Raw genomic sequence first — 17,300 nt, 5'->3', positions numbered from 1 at the left:
GCCAAACACCGTGAAGTCCGCGGGTGCGGCGTGCGGCACGTGTCACGAGTCCTGCGCGGGGTGTCGCGCCGCCTGTGCGTGTGGCACGTGGGCTGGGCCGGAGCCGCACCGCCTGCTCACCCGGCACACGGTCCGTTCCGTGTGCCCGTCGCGTCGCGGGCGGGTGGCGTCGTGCCGTCCGTGTCGCGCCGCCCGTCGGCCGCCGCGGCGCTAGCGTGGCGCGTATGCGGCATCACGGCCGGCGGCGGGCCGGAATCCTCGGGGCGCTTCTCGCGCTGTGCGCGGCCGGTTGCGGCCGCGGGGGAGGGGGCGCCGTGTCGTCGACGACCCCCGAGATCCGGGCGTCGTCGAAGATCGGCGTGTCGAGCCCCGCGTTCGCGGACGGCGGCACGATTCCGCGCCGGTACACCTGCGACGGCGAGAACGTCTCGCCGCCGCTGGACTTCTCGGGGGTGCCGCAGGGCGCTGCCGGGCTGGTCGTGCTGGTCGAGGACCCGGACGCCCCGGGCGGCACCTTCGTGCACTGGACCGTGTGGAGCATCGACCCGCACGAGACGGCGCTGGCGGCGGGCGCCGTGCCGCACGGAGCCGTGCAGGGCCGCAACGGCTTCGGGAAGCTCGGATACGGCGGTCCCTGTCCGCCGGAGGGAAAGGCGCACCGCTACGTCTTCTCGGTGTTCGCGGCCGACGTGAAACCGACCCTCCCCGAGGGGGCCGGGGCGGGCGATGTGAAACGCGCGCTGGCCGGGCACGTCACGGCTGCGGGGACGCTGGTCGGCCGCTACGGCAGGTGACCGGCGGCCGGGCCGTGAATGGCCGGAGATCGCCCTGGCCGCCCCGGTCGCCGCTTCGTACGATGCCGTCACTCCCGGTCTTCACAGCTCCTTCACAGCCCGGGGGAATGCGCATGCCTGCTTGACATGTGCATGTTCAACAAAGCCTTGATCCGACGCACTGGTCTGCGACGGCTCCTCGCCCGCGGGGAGCCGCACCCCCCATTCCAGGGCGGCGCACCTCACGTGCCGCCGCCGGAACACCGACGCAATGGATTGGAGCCCCATGACTGGTGGGCTGCTACTGGGTGGCGCCATCGCCGCCCTGTTCGCCTCGGCACTCCCCGCGCACGACCCGTCCTCCGCGATCGTCGACCCGCCCCCGGACAAGATCGTCATCAAGGTCGCCACGGTGAACGGCTCGGGATGTCCCCAGGGCACCGCGGCCGTCGCGGTCTCGCCGGACAACACGGCGTTCACGGTGACCTACAGCGACTACCTCGCGCAGGTCGGAGGCAATGCCGACCCCACCGCGTTCCGCAAGAACTGCCAGCTCAACCTGATCGTCCACGTGCCGCAGGGCTTCACCTACGCCATCGCCAGCGCCGACTACCGCGGTTTCGCCGCGCTCCAGCAAGGAGCGAGCAGCACCGAGAAGGCCTCGTACTACTTCCAGGGCTCTCCGAACACGGCCGCCATCACCCACCCCTTCCGCGGTCCCTACAACGACAACTGGCAGGCCACGGACTCCACGGACTGGGCCCAACTGGTTTGGGCGCCCTGCGGCGTTCAGCGGAACTTCAACATCAACACCGAACTCCGCGTCAGCGCGGGGACGTCCACTCCCGGCAGCTCCAGCTTCATGACCATGGACTCGACGGACGGCGACATCAGCACCGTCTACCACCTGGCCTGGAAGGAGTGCCCGAGCTCCTGACCCCCGGCTCCCGGGGCTGAACGCGCGCGTGCCCGGCCGGCTCCGTCGTGTCGGAGCCGGCCGGGCACCGGCGGTTCGTCGACCGGCTCCGCCGCATCGGAGCCGGTCGCGTCAGGGAAGCAGCTTGTCGAGGGCCGCCGGGCCTTCCTCCTTGAGCTTGCGCTCGGCCCAGGCGAGGTTGCGCGGGTTGATGTCGCGTCCCGCCGCGAGTACCAGGTCCTCGGCGGTCACGGCGCCCCCTGCACCGGTGTGCAGCAGCGAGTCGGGGGTCGCCCTGTCGTCGGACGGCGCGGACGCATCGGGTTGGCTCGTTGACATGATCTCTCCCTGTTCCACGTGACCTGTTCTCACGCTACGGGCATTCCGCAGCGGCCGCGCGACACGGCCCGCAGGCGCGTCTTGAGCCCGGACGCAAGCGGACGGGGCCGTATGGGACGGGCACCCCGTTCGGGCGTACAGCGATGTCGGTCACGGCCCGTGCAGGTGATGGTGGAGGAACTCGCACCCCTGCGAATGATGGGAGTTTGACATGCGCATTCGTCTGATGGCCGCCGCCGGCCTGGCGACCGTGGCTCTTGTGGCCACGGCCGGGACTGCCGCCGCGGACGACCCCGACCCGGTCGGCGTCGCCGCGAACAGCCCCGGACTTCTGTCCGGCAATGTGATCCAGATCCCCGTGGACCTGGGTCTCAACCTCTGCGGCGACTCCATCGACGTGCTGGGCCTGCTGAACCCGGCGAGCGGCAACACGTGCACGGCCGACTGACGAAGCCGTCGCGTGTGCCGGGCAGGGGCTTCCTTGCCTGACTGAACGGTCACGTCCGCCGGGCAGGGATTTCCCTGCCCGGCGGACGCTTGTCTGCTCCCGGTCGGAGATCCCGCCGTGCCGCCGGGGTCCTCTGATCGTCGCCGGTGAACGGCGCGTGGTGCGGTCGGTGTGATCTCGCTCGGAGCAACTGCCCTTGCTGCGAGTGTCGTTGGTTGGCCGTCGGTGGTGTGAGTTCGGCCGGTGCGCGTCCGGCGGGGCCGCCCGTGCGGGGCGTGGCGGCGGCGTGTCCAGGGCCCCTTCCCGGACGGCGTGCGGCGTGTCGCCGCGTGGACGGTGAGCCGACGCCCGGTGTCCATTCATTGGTCTGTACATGACCATCAGGACGGGTCAGACTGTGCGCCGAGCAGCCCACCCCCCAACGAGGAGCAGACCTCATGCGCATGCCCGCACGGCAACGTTGTCACGCGGTCCTGGCAGGGCTCGTCACGTTCGCCACCGCCGTCGTCGTGTCCGTCGCCACCACCGCGCCCGCCCAGGCCGCCGACACCTGGACCGAGACGGGTTCGGACCGCGCCGATCCGCTGACCGAGAGCCAGGGCCTCACCTCGGTCGAGGTCCCGGCAGGCAGCCCCAACCACTACACGGGCATCGGCACCATTCCCGTCGGTGTCAGCAGCCGCGGCTGGAACCACGTCGGCGACCCGGACGCCTCCTACAACGGCTACTACATCGAGCCGTACCAGAGCGACTCGGGCAGCGCCAAGATGTTCCGGGTGCAGGCGCCGGGCGGCGCCTGGTCGGAGTACGTCCACGCGCTGAGCCCGGGCGAGGCCCTCAACAACTCGTTCGTCACCATCTCGCCCGGAGGCTCCTGGATGGTGTCCGGCGAGTGGGGCACGATGAACCGGCTCCTGGTGTTCCCGACGCCCGGCGTCAACTCGGGTACGTCGCCCTTGGCGAACCTCCCGCAGGCGTCCACCATCAACCTGGACCACGCCGTACGTGACGTGCAGGGCTGCGACTTCGTCACCGCGACGCGGCTGCTGTGCTCGTCCGACGACCCCGCGGGCACCCTCTTCGGCATCACCAAGCCACTGCTCCAGATCGACCTGTCCGGCGAGCCCAACGGCACGGCGGACGTGTCCGGTCACGTCACCGCCCTGCGCCAACTCCCGCTGCGCAGCGGCTGCTCGGGGACGTTCGAGGCCGAGGGAATCGACTACGACCGGCGCACCGGCACCCTGCGGGTGATCGTCGTGTCGCCGGGCTTCTGCGTCCTGACCGACAGCAAGACCTACAAGTTCACCAGGAGTTGAGGCACGCCGACGGCGCTACGCCCCGGGGCCGGGGCGCCGGTGCGGACGGGAGATCGGCAGGGGCGTAGGCGCCGGGCACGGGGAGGTCTACTGTCGGTAGCAGTACCAGGGTGATGGGGGGCGGCCGACTGTGGTGGAGGACGACGCCGTGATCGGCTGCACGGGGGAACTGCTCATCGGCACACGTGGATCCGCCGGTCCCGGCGAGATCCTCGTGCGGGTCCGGGGCGGATCCGAGACCTTCCTCGCCTGGTCGCCGGAGCCCCTGCCGACAGGGGCGACCGTGCTCGTGGTCGCATCCCGCGGATGCCGTGCGGTCGACGTCATCACGTGGGCCGACCCCCTGGAGGCGTTGGGCGGTCATCCCGCCGGCGCAGGCTGAGGAGGATGGACAACGATGTTCGGATACCGCGTTCCCGCTCCCGACCAGGCGATGCTGATCTCGGGAGGGAGGCGGGGACTCGGGGGAGCGCCGTTCCGGGTGGTGACGGGCCATGGCAAGTTCGTCCTGCCCGTCTTCCGCAAGACGCGCTTCCTCACGCTGTCGATGTGCGAGTCCGAGGTCACCGAGACCTGTGTCACCAAGCAGGGCATCTCCCTGCATGTCCGCGCCGTGATCGCGTTCAAGGTGGGCAACGACACCGAGAGCATCATCAACGCCGGACAGCGGTTCCTCTCCGACCAGGACCAGATGTCGGTGCTCACCGGGCGCATCTTCGCGGGTCATCTGCGCGCCATCATCGGCTCGATGACGGTGGAGGAGATCGTCACCGAACGGCAGAAGCTCGCCGCTGAGGTCCTGGACACCTCCAAGACCGAGATGGCGAAGATCGGGCTGATCGTCGACTCGCTGCAGATCCAGTCGATCGACGACGGCGACACCGGATACATCGACGCCATGTCCGCACCGCACAAGGCGGCGATCCAGCGGCAGGCCCAGATCGCCCAGGCCCAGGCCACCCAGGCGGCGGTCGAGGCGGAGCAGGTCGCGGCGCGCAACCAGGCCGAGTACGCGCGGCAGACCGCCGTGGTGAAGGCGGAGTACTCGGCCGAGGTGGACCGGGCCCAGGCCCAGGCCGCTCAGGCGGGACCGCTGGCGCAGGCCCACGCCCAGCAGGAGGTCCTCGCCGCGCAGACCGAACTGGCCCAGAAGCAGGCCGCGTTGCGGCAGCAGCAACTGGTGGCCGAGATCGTGAAGCCCGCCGAGGCCGAGGCCGAACGGATCCGGGTACTCGCCGTCGCCGACGCCGAGCGCATGAAGATCCAGGCCGAGGCCGCCGCCTCGCACGACCGTGTCGCGCTCGACCGGATGCTGATCGACCAACTGCCGCAGATCGTCAAGGAGGCGGCGGGCGGGCTCGCCGGGGCCAACGTGAACGTCCTCAACGGCGCAGACGGCCTCGGCGAGATCGCGGCGGGACTGGTCGCCCAGGGTCTGACGATCCTGGACTCCGTCCGGCAGAACCTGAACGGCCAGAGCCCCGACACCCGCCCCGACAAGGCGGACGCCCCGCTCGCGCTCCAGGGCTACACCCGCACACCGGACGAGGACACCGAACAGGCCGGGCCGGAGAACGGCCGGACCGACCAGGCCTGAAGCGTCCGGGCGGGCTCACCACCCGCCCGGAAGTCCGCGTTGCGCAACACTTGTCACTGCTGTGTCACGGCCCCTCCGGGCACCACAACTCCCCGGGCACGTGTCGTGTCGAACTGGGCGTGAGTGAAAGGAACTTGGTCCTTTCGCCACATTGACCACCAAGCCCGGCCTTTCGACCCGGCCGCGTCTTCATCACACGGGGAGCAGGACATGACCAGCGCGCAGCGTGCGACCGACACGACGACCTCCACCATCGGCACCACGGGTGCCCGCCGCAGAAGGGGCACGGCCGCCCTGGCAGCCGCGTCCTTCCTGCTGCTCGCGGGCCTCGGCATCGCCGCCGCACCCGCCTCGTACGCGGGCACCCCCGGCGGCACCCAGGCGAACGACCGCAACTCCGACTTCGACGGCGACGGCTACGACGACGTCCTCATCGGCGCCCCGGACGGCACCGTCGACGGCAAGAAGGGCGCCGGCTTCGTCACCGTCCAGTACGGGGCGGCCAACGGCATCGGTGCCGGCAACAGCGTCCCCAAGGCGCGTACCGCGGTCTTCAGCCAGTCCACCAACGGCGTCCCCGGCACCTCGGAGACCTACGACTCCTTCGGTGCGGCCGTCGCCACCGGAGACCTCGACGGCGACGGCTACGACGACGCGGTCGTCGCGGCGCCCGGAGAGGACGTCGGGTCCCTGGAGGACGCGGGCCGCGTGACGGTGCTGTACGGCTCCAGGAGTGGACTCGGCCCGGCCCGGAGCGTCACGTTCGCCTCCGCCGCCCCGGCGGCCGGAGCCCGCTTCGGTGCCGCCGTCACGGCCGCGCGGCTGACGGGGGACACGCCCGCCGACGTCGTCGCCGTACTCGACCAGCAGGGCGCGCAGTTGTTCACGTACAGCGGCGGCGCACTGCACCACACCGGCACGCTCGACACGACCGCGCACCCCGCCGGCCGGGCCATCCGGCCCGCCTACGTGACCACGGGCGACTACGACCGCGACGGCTATGCCGACCTCGTCGTCTCCGGCTACAGCCCCGACGACGACTACACGCAGGGCTGGTCGGCGGTCTACTCGGGCGGCGCACACGGCCTGACCCACCTGCGCGACCTGCGCGGCGGCATCTCCACGGCCTCGGGCGACATCGACAACGACGGCTACGACGACCTCGTCACCGGCCAGAACAGCAGCCCCGACGACGAGGCGGAGGGCCTGACCGGCGGACTCGTCGGTGTCTACTACGGCGGCGAGGACGGCCCCGAGGGCCAGGACGGACCCGGCAGCGCCCCGCGGTGGTGGACCCAGAACTCGCCGGGGGTGCCCGGCACCGGAGAGCACGGCGACGCGTGGGGCACGGAGCTGTCCGTCGGCGACAGCGACGGCGACGGCTACGCGGACGTGGCCGTCGGCGCGCCGGGCGAGGACATCGGCACCGTGTCGGACGCCGGCGCGGTGTGGCTGCTGCGCGGCTCGGCGGACGGTCTGACGGCGACGGGCGCGCAGTCCTTCGACCAGAACACTCCCGGCATCCCCGGCACCGCCGAGATGGACGACACGTGGGGCGCGCAGGTACGGCTCGCCGACACGGACGCCGACGGCCGCAGCGAACTCCTGGCCGCCGCGCCCGGGGAGGACACCGCGGACGGCGTGGTCTGGCACCTGCCCGCCGGCACCAAGGGCCTGGTGGCCGACGGTTCCTGGCTCTTCGGGGCGAGTGCGCTGGGCGCGCCGGGCGGCGACGCCCGCTTCGGTGCCGCCGTCGACGAGTGACCGTCGACGGTCACCCCGTACGACCCCGGGCGCCTCGGCGCACGCCTCCGCCCGCGGCACGGTGAACCCGGCCGCCGTCGTCCGACGGCCGTCGGGCGCCGGGACTCCGGCGGCGTCCGAGCGACGCGGTCGGGAGCAGGTCAGGAAAGCGGCTCCGGCCGTGTCCGTGTGACACGGCCGGAGCCGCGCGCGAACGCGGGCCATGTACTCGGACCCGTGGTGGGAGGCAGGCCGCACCAGTGGGCCCGGAAGCCTTGCCCGGTCCGTGCCGGGGAGGCCGGGAGCCTCGGGGCGGGGGCGACACCCGCGACATCGTTTTCCCATGGTCCAAGACCCAACTGCCTTATGATCGGCGGCAGTCGACCGCTGCATCCAGCCCGCCCCAGGAGGAGCGCGTGCCCCGGACCCCTTCGCGACGTACCGCACTGCACGGCCTCGCGGCCGCCGGAGCCGCGGTCATCGGATTCGACCCCTTCACCCGCAGTTGGGCGACCACCGCGTCCGCCCGGCCGCTGACCGGCCTCCCGCCGCTGGACGGGAGCATCCACACCGACGACGCCTCGCTCGGGGCCGCCGCCGACGACTTCGGGCACATCGTCCACCGGCGTCCGGTCGCCGTCCTGCGCCCGGGCTCGGTCCAGGACGTCGTCGCGATGATCCGCTTCTGCAACACGCACCGTGTCGAGGTCGCTCCCAGGGGCCAGGGCCACGCCACCCAGGGGCAGGCCCAGGTCGGCGGAGGCCTGGTCATCGAGACCACGCCGCTCGCGGACATCGGCCCGGTCGGACCGGGCAGCAGGACGGTCACGGTCGGGGCGGGCGCCAAGTGGAGCGACGTCGCCAAGGCCACGATCGCCCACGGACTCACACCGCCGACCTTCACCGACTACCTCGAACTCTCCGTCGGCGGCACTCTGTCGGTCGGTGGTCTGGGCGGCCAGACCCACCAGCAGGGTGCCCAGGTCGACAACGTCACCGAACTCCAGGTCGTCACCGGCGCGGGCGAGCTCGTACGGTGCTCCCCGACCCGCCACCGCGACCTGTTCCTCGCCGTGCTCGCGGGACTCGGCCAGTGCGCCGTCGTCGTCGGGGCCACCCTGCGACTGGTCAGCGCACCCGAGACCGTGCGCCACTACCTCCTCCCGTACGACGACCTGCGGGTTTTCCTCGACGACCAGCGACGGCTCGTCGAGGAGGGCCGCTTCGCCTATGTCGAGGGGCAGGTCACCCCGGACGCCGGCGGAGCCTTCCGCGGCTACCTCCTCGAAGCGGTGGCCTACGGCCCGCCCGTCGGGCCCGCCCCGGACGACGCCCGACTGCTGCGCGGGCTGCGCCACGACCCGTCGGGCGTGCAGAAGTCGGACCTCGCGTACTACGACTTCCTCGACCGGCTCGCGCCGAGTGTCGCCGCGCTGAAGGAGGCGGGCCTGTGGGCGTACGCCCACCCGTGGCTCAACCTGCTGCTGCCCGGCCGCACGGCCGCAGCCGTCGCCGGAGCCGTGCTGGACGACCTCACCCCCGAGGACCTCGGCCCGGGAGTCGTCCTCCTCTACCCGCTGCTGCGCGACCGGCTCGGCACTCCACTGCTGCGCATGCCCGACGACCCGGTGCCCTACCTGCTGGCCGTCCTGCGCACCACCCCGCCCGACGACACGGCCACCGTCGACCGTCTGCTCGCCGCCAACCGGGCCGCCTACGACACCGTCCACGCGGCCGGCGGCACCCACTACCCGGTCGGCTCCGTCCCCTTCGCACCCGCCGACTGGCGCGAGCACTTCGGGCCCGCCTGGCGACGGCTGGCCACCGCCCGCCACACCTACGATCCGCGCGGCATCCTCGTACCGGGCCAAGGCATCTTCTGACGGAGCCACGTCCCGGACCGCCGCCGGTCACCCTCGGTGCCCGCGGGCCGGCGGCCACGGGCACCGCTCACCAACGCTGCGGCTCACTGCCCACGATCGGTACGGACGGCTTGCCGTCCGCACCGACCGGGACGTCCCCGGCGAGCATCACCCGGTGCATGATCCGCGGATGGTCCACGTGCGCGGTGTCCCCGGGCGCCAGATGGATCGTGGCCCGGTTGTCCCAGAAGGCCACGCTGCCCGGCTCCCACCGGAAGCGGACCGTGTACTCGGGGCGGGTGGCCTGCTCCAGCAGCATCTCCAGGATCGCCCCGCTCTCCGGCCGGGACAGCCCGAGGATCTGCTCGACGTAGTAGCCGTTGACGAACAGGACCCGTTCGCCGGTCTCCGGGTGCACCCGCACCAGCGGGTGGTCGGAGGCGATCTGATGGTCCAGCAGATGGCGCAGGTACGCGTCGTCCCCGGCTCGCGTCTGGTAGCCGACCCCGAGCCGGTGCTCGGCGCGCAGCCCGTCGACGAACTCCCGCACCGGTTCCGACAGGCCCGCGTAGGCGACGGCCAGATTGGACCAGGTGGTGTCACCGCCGTACGGCGGCACGGTCTCGGCACGCAGGATCGTCGCGGCGGGCGGATCGACCCGGGCACCGTGGTCGCAGTGCCATCCCCGCAGGAGCGAATGCCGCCGTCGACGCAGCCACTCCTCGTGGCCCATGCCGTAACGCCCGCCCAGTTCCAGCCGGTCGGCGGTCGTCTCCACCTCGGGGAAGTCCTTCGGTGACGCGCTGCCACGCGAACGGAGGCGGACCGGCTCGCCGAACCGCCGTGCGAACGCGATGTGGGAGGCGTGGTCGAGGTGCTGGTTGCGGAAGAACACCACCTTCCATCGCAGCACCGCCTCCCGGATACGGGCGACGACCGTGTCGTCCAACTCGTCGGCCAGGTCGACTCCGGTGACTTCGGCGCCGATGTGGCCGGCGACCGGCTTCACTTCGAGTCGTGTGACCTGGTCCGTCATGTGGGCTCCGTCGATCGTGTGGTCGATTCGTCGGGGTCCAGCATGACGCGCGGGCCCCTCGCCGGACAGGGCGCGTCGCGGTGGGTGACGCGGATCTTCGACTGACCGTGCGGCAGTTCCTCCCAGTCGGCCATGAAGCGACCCGCCAGACCGTGCTTCTCGGCCAGTGCCAGGAGGGTCTCGGTGCGGTAGTAGAAGTCCTCGCGCAGTACGTGGTGCTCCTCGCCCTCGGTGCGGTCGAAGGTGAAGTCGAACCAGCCCCCGGGGGCCAGCACCCTGCCGACGTGGGCGAAGCACTCCTCGATGACGGGGAGCGGGGAGTGGGAGAAGACGCTGTGCGCGTGCACCACGTCGAAGTGGGCGTCCGGCAGGAAACCCAGCTTCAGGTCGCGCACCGGGGTCAGTGTGGGGAGCCGCTGCTGGAGCTCCATGCGCACCATCGTGTCCTGCGCGGCCAGCAGGATGTCCGGGGAGATGTCGATGCCATAGTAGTGCCCGGGTTCCAGGTGCCTGATGAACCGCCAGCCCGCCCGCAGATTGCCGCAGCCGATCTCCAGCATCCGGTGCTCGGGGCGCAGGCCGTGGCCGAGCAGGTAGTCGAACTGCAGGGCGCCCAGGGCGAGCCACCGCTCGTGGCTGCGGCTGCCGACGGCCGCGTCCGGGTCGGCACGCGTGTCGGAGCGCATCACCGCACGGTAGTACGAGATGTGGTCCGGCCAGCGGTGGCGCAGCCACGCGTCGCGGGCGACACGGGTGAGATGACGGGGCACCCGCTCGGGGTGGCGCAGCGCGTAGGCGACGCGGTGCCCGAGGGCCGCGCGATTGACGGAGACGTTCTTGGCAGGCACGCGAGTGTGTCCTCCTCGTTCGGCACGCGCGCGGTGGCAGCACCGCGCGCCTCGCTGGTCTCGACCCCAGCTTCGACCCCAGCTTCGGCCCTGCGAAGGCCCCTCGCACGCGCTCGTCCGGATCGCTGCCGGGCCCGTGCGGGTGCCGGCCGTCGTCACCCCGCCGGACGCTGTGCGGCCGTACGGGGGACGCCGGGGCGCCGACGGAGAACGCCCGCCGGAGGAGGAACACCCGAGGAGGCGCGGGCGGTGGCCGAAGAACGGCCGTGCCGACCGGAGCGCTCCGGTCAGCCCTTGGTGCCGCGTCAGCCCTTGTGGTCGCGCAGGACGGCGAGGGCGCGGTCGGCGTGCGCGCTCATCCGCAGCTCGCTCCGGACGATCTCCAGGACCGTCCGGTCCTGCGCGATCACGAAAGTGGCCCGCTTCGTGGGGGCCAGGGAGAAGCCGCGCTTCACACCGAAGCGTTCGCGGACGACGCCCTCGGGGTCGGAGAGCAGGGGGAACCCGAGCGTGTGCCGGTCGGCGAACTCCTGTTGCCGGTCGACCGGGTCACCGCTGATCCCGACGGGACTCGCCCCGGCGGCGGCGAACTCCGCGGCCAGATCACGGAAATGACAGGCCTCGGCGGTGCAGCCCGGGGTGAGGGCGGCCGGGTAGAAGAACAGCACCACGGGTCCGTCGGAGAGGAGTTCCGACAGGCGCCGGTCCGTCCCGCTCTCGTCCGGCAGCGTGAAGTCCTCGACCGTGTCCCCGACGTTCATCCGGCCCGTCATGACTGCCCCTGCGCGTTCCGGGCGACGCCGCGCGCCCACAGGACCAGCGGCACCTGGAGCGGAAGGCGTGCCAGTGCAGCGGTCCGCTGCGGGGCGGGGCGGTCCCGCCAGTCGACGGCCATCTGCACGTTGGCGGGGAACACGCCGACGAAGAAGGCGGTGGCGGCGCGCGCGGCGGCGCGGCGCGTGCGGGGCGACACCAGACCGGCGGCCAGGGCCAGTTCGGCGACACCGCTCGCGTAGGTCCAGGTCCGCGGGGCGCCCGGCAGGGCCCGCGGGATGGTCGCGTCGAACTGGCGCGGAGAGACGAAGTGGGCTACGCCCGCTGTGGCCAGCAGGCCGGCGAGCAGCAGGGGCGAGCGTTCCGACCGTGGCACGGTTCCTCCTCAGGGGGACACTGACGCGCGATATTACTGGACGGTAAGTGGAAGGGAAGTGCCGGGTGCGCGCGCCCGCCCGGCGCGGATCTCGACGCGGACGCACACCGGGCGCGCGGTCCGCACACAGGGTGTACGCGGTGGTGCGCAGGTGCTTCGTCTCACTCGCTGCCGACGGCTCGAACACATACAGAGAATGGAAGGGTGAACGGGTCCCGCCCACCATCCGCATTGGGGCGGGGCCCGCTCACCCCGGCATGTTCCGGCACGGCGGTCGCGACGGTGTGCGGGAATCCTCAGGAATTCACGGACGACGGCGTTTGGATTTCCCTTTCACGGTGAGTCGTGGAGGTGGATCGCATTTGTCGAGGCAGTGAGGATGTGAACTGCTGTGGCGAAGGACCAGAAGGCCAAAGCCAAGATGGAGCAGGCCAAGGGCAAGGCCAAGGAGACCGCCGGACGCGCGGTCGGCAACGAGCGGTTGACCGCCAAGGGCCGGACCGAGCAGGCGAAGGGTGACGCCCGGCAGGCCAAGGAAAAGACGAAGGACGTCTTCCGCCACTGAATTCGTCAGGGGCGACCGGCACCGAATCAGGTGGCAATGCGCACTGAATCCGGTACCGAACGTCACGGAATCCGGTATGGCGAACGAATGGTGTCCGAGCCGTTTTGACGGGGCCCGCAGCGCGAAGGCGCGGCGGGCCCCGTGGCGTGCACGCACGGAAGACCTCGGTGAGCGGCAGGCGTCATGTACGCACGGTGATCCCCGTAAGGGCCGTGCACGTGCGGCGATCACCGGAAACGGCGCTGGGCCGCATGGCCGCACCTCGCGAGCGCCGGTTCGAGCGGCAGCGCCCCGCAAGGTCGGCCGCCCCGCCGGGTCGGCGTCGGCGCTGTGTGAGCCGCGTCGTCCTCAGGCCGTCAAAGCGTGCCGGGACGCACGCGCGACGCCTGCCACGCCGCGCGCCGTGGCGGCCGCGGCCCGCACCGGATACGTGGTCTTGCCCGGATCCTCCAGCGGGTCCCCCAGCACGATCCGGCCGGCGGCGTGCAGCGCGTCGCATTCGTCCGTGGGCAGCGCGACATGGCAGCCGCCCCGTCCGGCGCCGGTGGGGGAGGGCTGCCAATAGCCGTATCGGCGGCGGCCGTTGGTGTGCACGGTGAGGAACACCGGGAACCGCTGCTCCGTGATCAGTCGCAGGACCTCGGCACCACCGGCGCCCAGCGGCGCGTGCGGGCGGGAAAGCGCGCGGAGCATCGTCACCGGCCTCCGCTCAGGACTCGCGGCACGGCGCGGCGGTGCGGGGTGGGCGTCATCTCCATGCGGCCTTTCGACGGACGGGGCGGATCACCTGCCGTCTGGGCGGTGACGTTCTCGCTGCTCAGCATTGTTCCTCAGGGCACTGACAATGCGGTCGGGCGGTGCCTGTGGGCACCGCCCGGAGCCACGGCGTGCCCGGCGCGAGGCGCGTGCGGCCGTGCCGGTCAGTGATCGTGGACCGCCGTCTCCTCCTGATGGGCACGGGCCGCGAGCTCGCCCTGGACGAAGGGGTCGTCGGCAGGGTCGTACGTCCCCGCGTGGTCGGCCAGGGTCTCGGTGATCCGCTCCCACTCCTCGGCCACCGCCCGCGCGAGGAACGCGTCCCGGCCGATGAGCGAATCGTCCTCGGCCGCCTTCCTGGCGGCGGCCAGCGCGTTCTTGGCCGCGTGATGTCCCATCCCCGTCGCCGTTCGGCGTACGCGCGACCAGGCGGCATGCTCCTGCTCGGAGGGATGCGCCCCGGCGTGGCCCGGGTCGCCGCCGGGGGCGGGGTCCGGTATTCGGTCCTGCTGCAGGCTCACTGCTCCACCTCGTTCGCGTACCGGTGAGTGATGACTCCTCAGGCAGTTCCGTCTGCCCCCGCGAGCAGCACCGACACCTGTCAACGGAAGAACGCCCCTGTGAGCGGTGGTCGCCCCGGGACCGCGGGCCGGGGCGTTCACCAGGGGAGGAAGGCGTGCACGTCCTTGCCGTCGGGCCGCGTCACCACACTCACCTGGTCGCAGAGCGCGTGGACGAGGTGCCAGCCGATGCCCCCGCCGCCCTCGGAGGGACGGAAGCGGCGCGGGGTCGGCGGGGTGCTGCTGCCGTCGCGCAACGTCACGTGCACGCCGTCGCGGGTGATGGTGGGGCGCATATGGAGCTCGAAGGGGCCGGGTGCGTACTGGATCGTGTTCGCGGCCAGTTCCGTCACCACGAGCAGGACGTCGTCCCAGTGCTCCGCCGCCGACGGCGGAGACGCCCGCGCGAGGTCGCGCAGAAAGCCCTCGGCGGCCAGGCGCGCGTCGGTCACGTTCTGCAGCCGACCCGCGAAGGTCATGGTGAGGGTCTCGACCTCCGCACCCGACCGGTTCTTGTCCCGACTGGGTTCGATTTCCATCGCGCCTTCCCGGATCTCGTCGGCCGGATTCCGTACTGCTTCGCGGTGTGGGGCCCGCGGGCGCGGACCGGGACCGGCCTCCCGTCCCCCTCTACGCCGTGGCGTCCCGGGATCGCCGACGGGCCTCGCGCCGCGCCAGCGCTCGCCGTTCGCCCTCGCTCGTGCCGCCCCAGATGCCGATGGCCTGGCCCGTGTCGAGCGCCCAGCGCAGACACGCGTCACGTACGGGGCAGGCGCGGCAGACGGCCTTCGCCTCCTCGATCTGCAACACGGCGGGGCCCGTGTTGCCGATGGGGAAGAACAGGTCGGGGTCGACGGTTCGGCACGCAGCGGATTCTCGCCAGTCGCTCACGGGACCTCCTTGATCGCGAGGGGTCGTGGTCATGGGATCGGTCCCTTCTCGGGTCACCCTTGATCGCCCGGATGAAACGGGCGAGGTGCTAACGGCCTCCGGTGCGGCGGTCCCGGCCCACCGGGATCAGGCCCCGCGACCCGGCCCGGGAAAGGCCGAAAACGCGGGCCCGACACGGTGCGCACGACCGGGTGGCAAGATGGAATCCCAGGTGAACGCGGGCGGCGTTCCGATGGATGAACAGGTGGGACATGGCGCACGAGTCCGGCGAAGTGTGGCAGGAGTTCTCCGTCGCCCTGGCGGACATGGCACGTGATCTGCTCGCTCAGGATTCGGTCCAGGCCACCTTGGACCGGATCGTCGAGCACGCGACCGTACTGATCAACGGATGCGACGAGGCCGGCATCCTCACGGTGCGCCGGGGCGAGGTCAGCGCCCTGGCGGCGACCAGCGACGTGGTGCGCATGGCGGACCGGATCCAGCAGGATCTGCGCGAGGGCCCGTGCTTCGACGCCGTCACCGACCGGCAGCAGCTCTACGCCATCGAGGACCTGCGCCGGCCGCACGAGCGGTGGTCGAGCTTCGCGCCCGAGCTGAGGAAGCTCGGCATGGGCAGCATGATGGGCTTCCTGCTCTTCACGGCCGAGGACGAGCTCGGCGCGCTGAACGTGTACTCCCGGGTGCCGCGCACCTTCGACGAGTCGGCCCAGACCGCCGGCTGGATACTCGCCTCCCACGCGGCCGTCGCCTTCTCCGCCGCCCGCACCCACCAGCAGCTCGGGCACGCCCTGGAGACCCGTCACGAGATCGGCGAGGCGATGGGCATCCTCATGGAGCGGCACGGCCTGAGCGAGGACGACGCCTTCAAGGTCCTGAAGAAGGCCTCGCAGGACCACAACATCAAGCTGCGCGAGATCGCCCGCCGCATCTGCGAGACAGGCGAGAGGCCCGCGTAGCCGGTGCCGGGGCCCGGGTGAGGAGACGCTGCCCAACCGGTCCGACGGGTGGCCGCCCGGCCTCGGGGCACCGCTCGCGGGGCGCCCGGGATCCTGCGGCGCGGTGCCCAGGTGTGACCGGGATGTGAAGGTGAGTGATCTCATGACATGGGCTTGCCGGAGGTGGGAAGGAGGGCTGCAGCCCGCCCGGCACGTCGGCCGGACACCGGGTGGCGTCGCGTGCACGCGGTGCACGACATCGACACGGCGAGGGAGGCCGAGGCATGACGACCGTCGAACCGCTCCCTGACTCCGGCTCGGTCTGCGATGCGAGGCTGGAGCGCGAGCCACAGGCGGCGGAACGCGCACGACGTATGGTGCGGACGTTCGTCGGCGGCCTGCCGGGGCACGTGCCGCGGGACGTCGTCGAGGCCATCACGCTGGTGGTGTCGGAACTGGTGACCAACGCCGTACGCCACGCGCGCGGCCGCTGGTGCAGCGTCGCCCTCCAGGACATGGGGTACGGGGTCGGCATATCCGTCTCCGACGAGGACCCTTCGCCACCCCGTCCGCGGCGCGTGGACTACACGGGACAGGGCGGCTTCGGCTGGCCCATGGTGCGGCGTCTGTCCGCCGAACTGACCGTGAACTTCCGCCCGGACGGCAAGACCGTCCGCGCCGTCGTGCCCTTCTGAGAACCCGAGGACGAAGCATCATTCGCGATCCAGCAGCGACACCCGCCGTGACGGAGCCCTCCGTCGGCCGGGAGCGTGCCGCGAACCGGCCCTGGGGGAGCGCGTGATGACCCGTGGCGGATGACGGGGACGTGCAGCACGGCGTGGAGCCCGGAGACCACCGTCGCCCGGAGCCCGGAAGCCGTAGGGACGCGGGCGGTCGTCCGGGGCCCGGGAGCCGACACCACGCGGGCAGTCAGCCGGAGCCCGGGAGCCGACACGACGCGGGCCGCCGCCCGGAACCCGGCAGCCCCCTGGAGCCGGGAAGCCGCCTGGGACAGGGGAGTCCCCTGGAACAGGGAAGCCGCCTGGGACCGGGAAGCCGCCCGGAAGCCGTGGCGGGCCGGATCGCCGACGCCGTGGAGAGCCTCGTCGAACTGTGGACCTCCTCGGGCGAGATGGTCACCCCCCGGCTGTCCGCACACCAGTTGAAGGCACTGAAGGCCGTCGGGGGCCGCTCCGAACTCAACCTCACCGAACTGGCCGACATGGTCGGCATCGCACTGCCCGCCGCGAGCCGGCTGTGCGATCGCCTGGAGGCCGCGGGTCTGGTGCAGCGCGTCCCGCATCCCCACAACCGGCGCGCTCTGCAACTCCTGCTCACGCCACAGGGCGGCCGGCTCCTCACGGAGATCGGTGAGCGCAGGACGCTGGGCCTGTCCGCCGTCCTGGCGGCCATGAGCCCTGTCCAACGGACCGCGCTGGACGTGGGGTTGCGGGCGTTCCGAGACGCCCGCCACTCTCCCGGCGCCGGCAACGGGGCGGACGAGTAGCCCCGATCGGGAGCGGGCCCGTCCCCCCGTACGGTCAGCCCGTCGTACGGTCAGC

The 17,300-nt window shown here is 72.0% G+C and carries 21 protein-coding genes; 12 read left to right on the top strand and 9 right to left on the bottom strand.

The window, feature by feature from the left end:
• The first annotated feature begins 314 nt into the window (after positions 1-314).
• A complete protein-coding gene (locus tag BKI49_RS00600; RefSeq protein ID WP_257004561.1) occupies positions 315-794 on the top strand; it encodes a YbhB/YbcL family Raf kinase inhibitor-like protein in 480 nt (159 codons plus the stop codon).
• A gap of 265 nt (positions 795-1,059) precedes the next feature.
• Positions 1,060-1,710, top strand: coding sequence for a DUF4360 domain-containing protein (locus BKI49_RS00595; protein ID WP_095932144.1), 651 nt, complete (start codon positions 1,060-1,062; stop codon positions 1,708-1,710).
• Positions 1,711-1,821: 111 nt separating this feature from the next.
• Here BKI49_RS00595 and BKI49_RS00590 read toward each other — a convergent pair whose 3' ends face one another.
• Complete coding sequence (locus tag BKI49_RS00590; RefSeq protein ID WP_028801462.1) at positions 1,822-2,028, bottom strand: hypothetical protein; 207 nt, start codon at positions 2,026-2,028, stop codon at positions 1,822-1,824.
• Between the two features lie 211 nt (positions 2,029-2,239).
• Here BKI49_RS00590 and BKI49_RS00585 point away from each other — a divergent pair, with 211 nt between their 5' ends.
• The 6 genes from BKI49_RS00585 (at position 2,240) to BKI49_RS00560 (ending at position 9,018) form a co-directional block, all read left to right on the top strand.
• On the top strand, positions 2,240-2,476 hold the full coding sequence (locus BKI49_RS00585) for a chaplin (RefSeq protein WP_095932143.1): 237 nt from the start codon (positions 2,240-2,242) through the stop codon (positions 2,474-2,476).
• 437 nt (positions 2,477-2,913) lie between these two features.
• Positions 2,914-3,795 carry a hypothetical protein gene (locus tag BKI49_RS00580; RefSeq protein WP_095932142.1) on the top strand — a complete coding sequence of 294 codons (882 nt, stop codon included), beginning with the start codon at positions 2,914-2,916 and terminating at the stop codon, positions 3,793-3,795.
• A gap of 130 nt (positions 3,796-3,925) precedes the next feature.
• A complete protein-coding gene (locus BKI49_RS00575; protein WP_095932141.1) occupies positions 3,926-4,177 on the top strand; it encodes a hypothetical protein in 252 nt (83 codons plus the stop codon).
• A 15-nt stretch (positions 4,178-4,192) separates the two neighbouring features.
• Positions 4,193-5,392, top strand: a complete 1,200-nt coding sequence (locus tag BKI49_RS00570) for an SPFH domain-containing protein (protein WP_257004560.1) — start codon at positions 4,193-4,195, stop codon at positions 5,390-5,392.
• Between the two features lie 210 nt (positions 5,393-5,602).
• Complete coding sequence (locus tag BKI49_RS00565; protein ID WP_095932140.1) at positions 5,603-7,156, top strand: integrin alpha; 1,554 nt, start codon at positions 5,603-5,605, stop codon at positions 7,154-7,156.
• 395 nt (positions 7,157-7,551) lie between these two features.
• Positions 7,552-9,018, top strand: a complete 1,467-nt coding sequence (locus tag BKI49_RS00560; protein WP_095932139.1) for an FAD-binding protein — start codon at positions 7,552-7,554, stop codon at positions 9,016-9,018.
• A 67-nt stretch (positions 9,019-9,085) separates the two neighbouring features.
• Here BKI49_RS00560 and BKI49_RS00555 read toward each other — a convergent pair whose 3' ends face one another.
• The 4 genes from BKI49_RS00555 to BKI49_RS00540 all read right to left on the bottom strand — a co-directional run bounded on the left by BKI49_RS00555 (position 9,086) and on the right by BKI49_RS00540 (position 12,031).
• Positions 9,086-10,033 (bottom strand): TauD/TfdA dioxygenase family protein, encoded by a 948-nt coding sequence (locus BKI49_RS00555; RefSeq protein WP_095932138.1) that lies wholly within the window; start codon positions 10,031-10,033, stop codon positions 9,086-9,088.
• Entirely contained in the window at positions 10,030-10,881 is an 852-nt protein-coding gene (locus tag BKI49_RS00550) for a class I SAM-dependent methyltransferase (RefSeq protein ID WP_095932137.1), read from the bottom strand. Before BKI49_RS00550 ends, BKI49_RS00555 begins: the two co-directional genes overlap by 4 nt.
• A 305-nt stretch (positions 10,882-11,186) precedes the next feature.
• Positions 11,187-11,654: a peroxiredoxin gene (locus BKI49_RS00545; protein WP_095932136.1), complete on the bottom strand. Its 468-nt coding sequence runs from the start codon at positions 11,652-11,654 to the stop codon at positions 11,187-11,189.
• Entirely contained in the window at positions 11,651-12,031 is a 381-nt protein-coding gene (locus tag BKI49_RS00540; RefSeq protein WP_095932135.1) for a DoxX family protein, read from the bottom strand. Before BKI49_RS00540 ends, BKI49_RS00545 begins: the two co-directional genes overlap by 4 nt.
• A gap of 391 nt (positions 12,032-12,422) precedes the next feature.
• Between BKI49_RS00540 and BKI49_RS00535 the strand changes: the two genes are divergently transcribed.
• On the top strand, positions 12,423-12,596 hold the full coding sequence (locus BKI49_RS00535; protein ID WP_095932134.1) for a CsbD family protein: 174 nt from the start codon (positions 12,423-12,425) through the stop codon (positions 12,594-12,596).
• 348 nt (positions 12,597-12,944) lie between these two features.
• On the opposite strand, the gene BKI49_RS00530 is transcribed toward BKI49_RS00535, so the two are convergent.
• From BKI49_RS00530 to BKI49_RS00515, 4 genes are all read right to left on the bottom strand, one after another.
• Positions 12,945-13,289, bottom strand: coding sequence for a hypothetical protein (locus tag BKI49_RS00530; RefSeq protein WP_143658339.1), 345 nt, complete (start codon positions 13,287-13,289; stop codon positions 12,945-12,947).
• 227 nt (positions 13,290-13,516) lie between these two features.
• Complete coding sequence (locus tag BKI49_RS00525) at positions 13,517-13,873, bottom strand: hypothetical protein (protein WP_095932132.1); 357 nt, start codon at positions 13,871-13,873, stop codon at positions 13,517-13,519.
• 137 nt (positions 13,874-14,010) lie between these two features.
• Positions 14,011-14,451 (bottom strand): ATP-binding protein, encoded by a 441-nt coding sequence (locus tag BKI49_RS00520; RefSeq protein WP_095932131.1) that lies wholly within the window; start codon positions 14,449-14,451, stop codon positions 14,011-14,013.
• Positions 14,452-14,542: 91 nt separating this feature from the next.
• Positions 14,543-14,803 (bottom strand): WhiB family transcriptional regulator, encoded by a 261-nt coding sequence (locus tag BKI49_RS00515; RefSeq protein WP_095932130.1) that lies wholly within the window; start codon positions 14,801-14,803, stop codon positions 14,543-14,545.
• 251 nt (positions 14,804-15,054) lie between these two features.
• Between BKI49_RS00515 and BKI49_RS00510 the strand changes: the two genes are divergently transcribed.
• The 3 genes from BKI49_RS00510 (at position 15,055) to BKI49_RS00500 (ending at position 17,245) form a co-directional block, all read left to right on the top strand.
• Complete coding sequence (locus BKI49_RS00510) at positions 15,055-15,759, top strand: GAF and ANTAR domain-containing protein (protein ID WP_095932129.1); 705 nt, start codon at positions 15,055-15,057, stop codon at positions 15,757-15,759.
• Positions 15,760-16,022: 263 nt separating this feature from the next.
• Entirely contained in the window at positions 16,023-16,433 is a 411-nt protein-coding gene (locus tag BKI49_RS00505; protein ID WP_095932128.1) for an ATP-binding protein, read from the top strand.
• 374 nt (positions 16,434-16,807) lie between these two features.
• A complete protein-coding gene (locus BKI49_RS00500) occupies positions 16,808-17,245 on the top strand; it encodes a MarR family winged helix-turn-helix transcriptional regulator (protein ID WP_257004559.1) in 438 nt (145 codons plus the stop codon).
• The last annotated feature ends 55 nt before the right edge of the window (positions 17,246-17,300 follow it).

Source organism: Streptomyces sp. Tue6028, assembly GCF_002300165.1.
GTDB lineage: Bacteria > Actinomycetota > Actinomycetes > Streptomycetales > Streptomycetaceae > Streptomyces > Streptomyces siamensis.
Note: the sequence above shows the minus strand (reverse complement) of the source record. Positions and strands in the feature narration are given on the sequence as shown.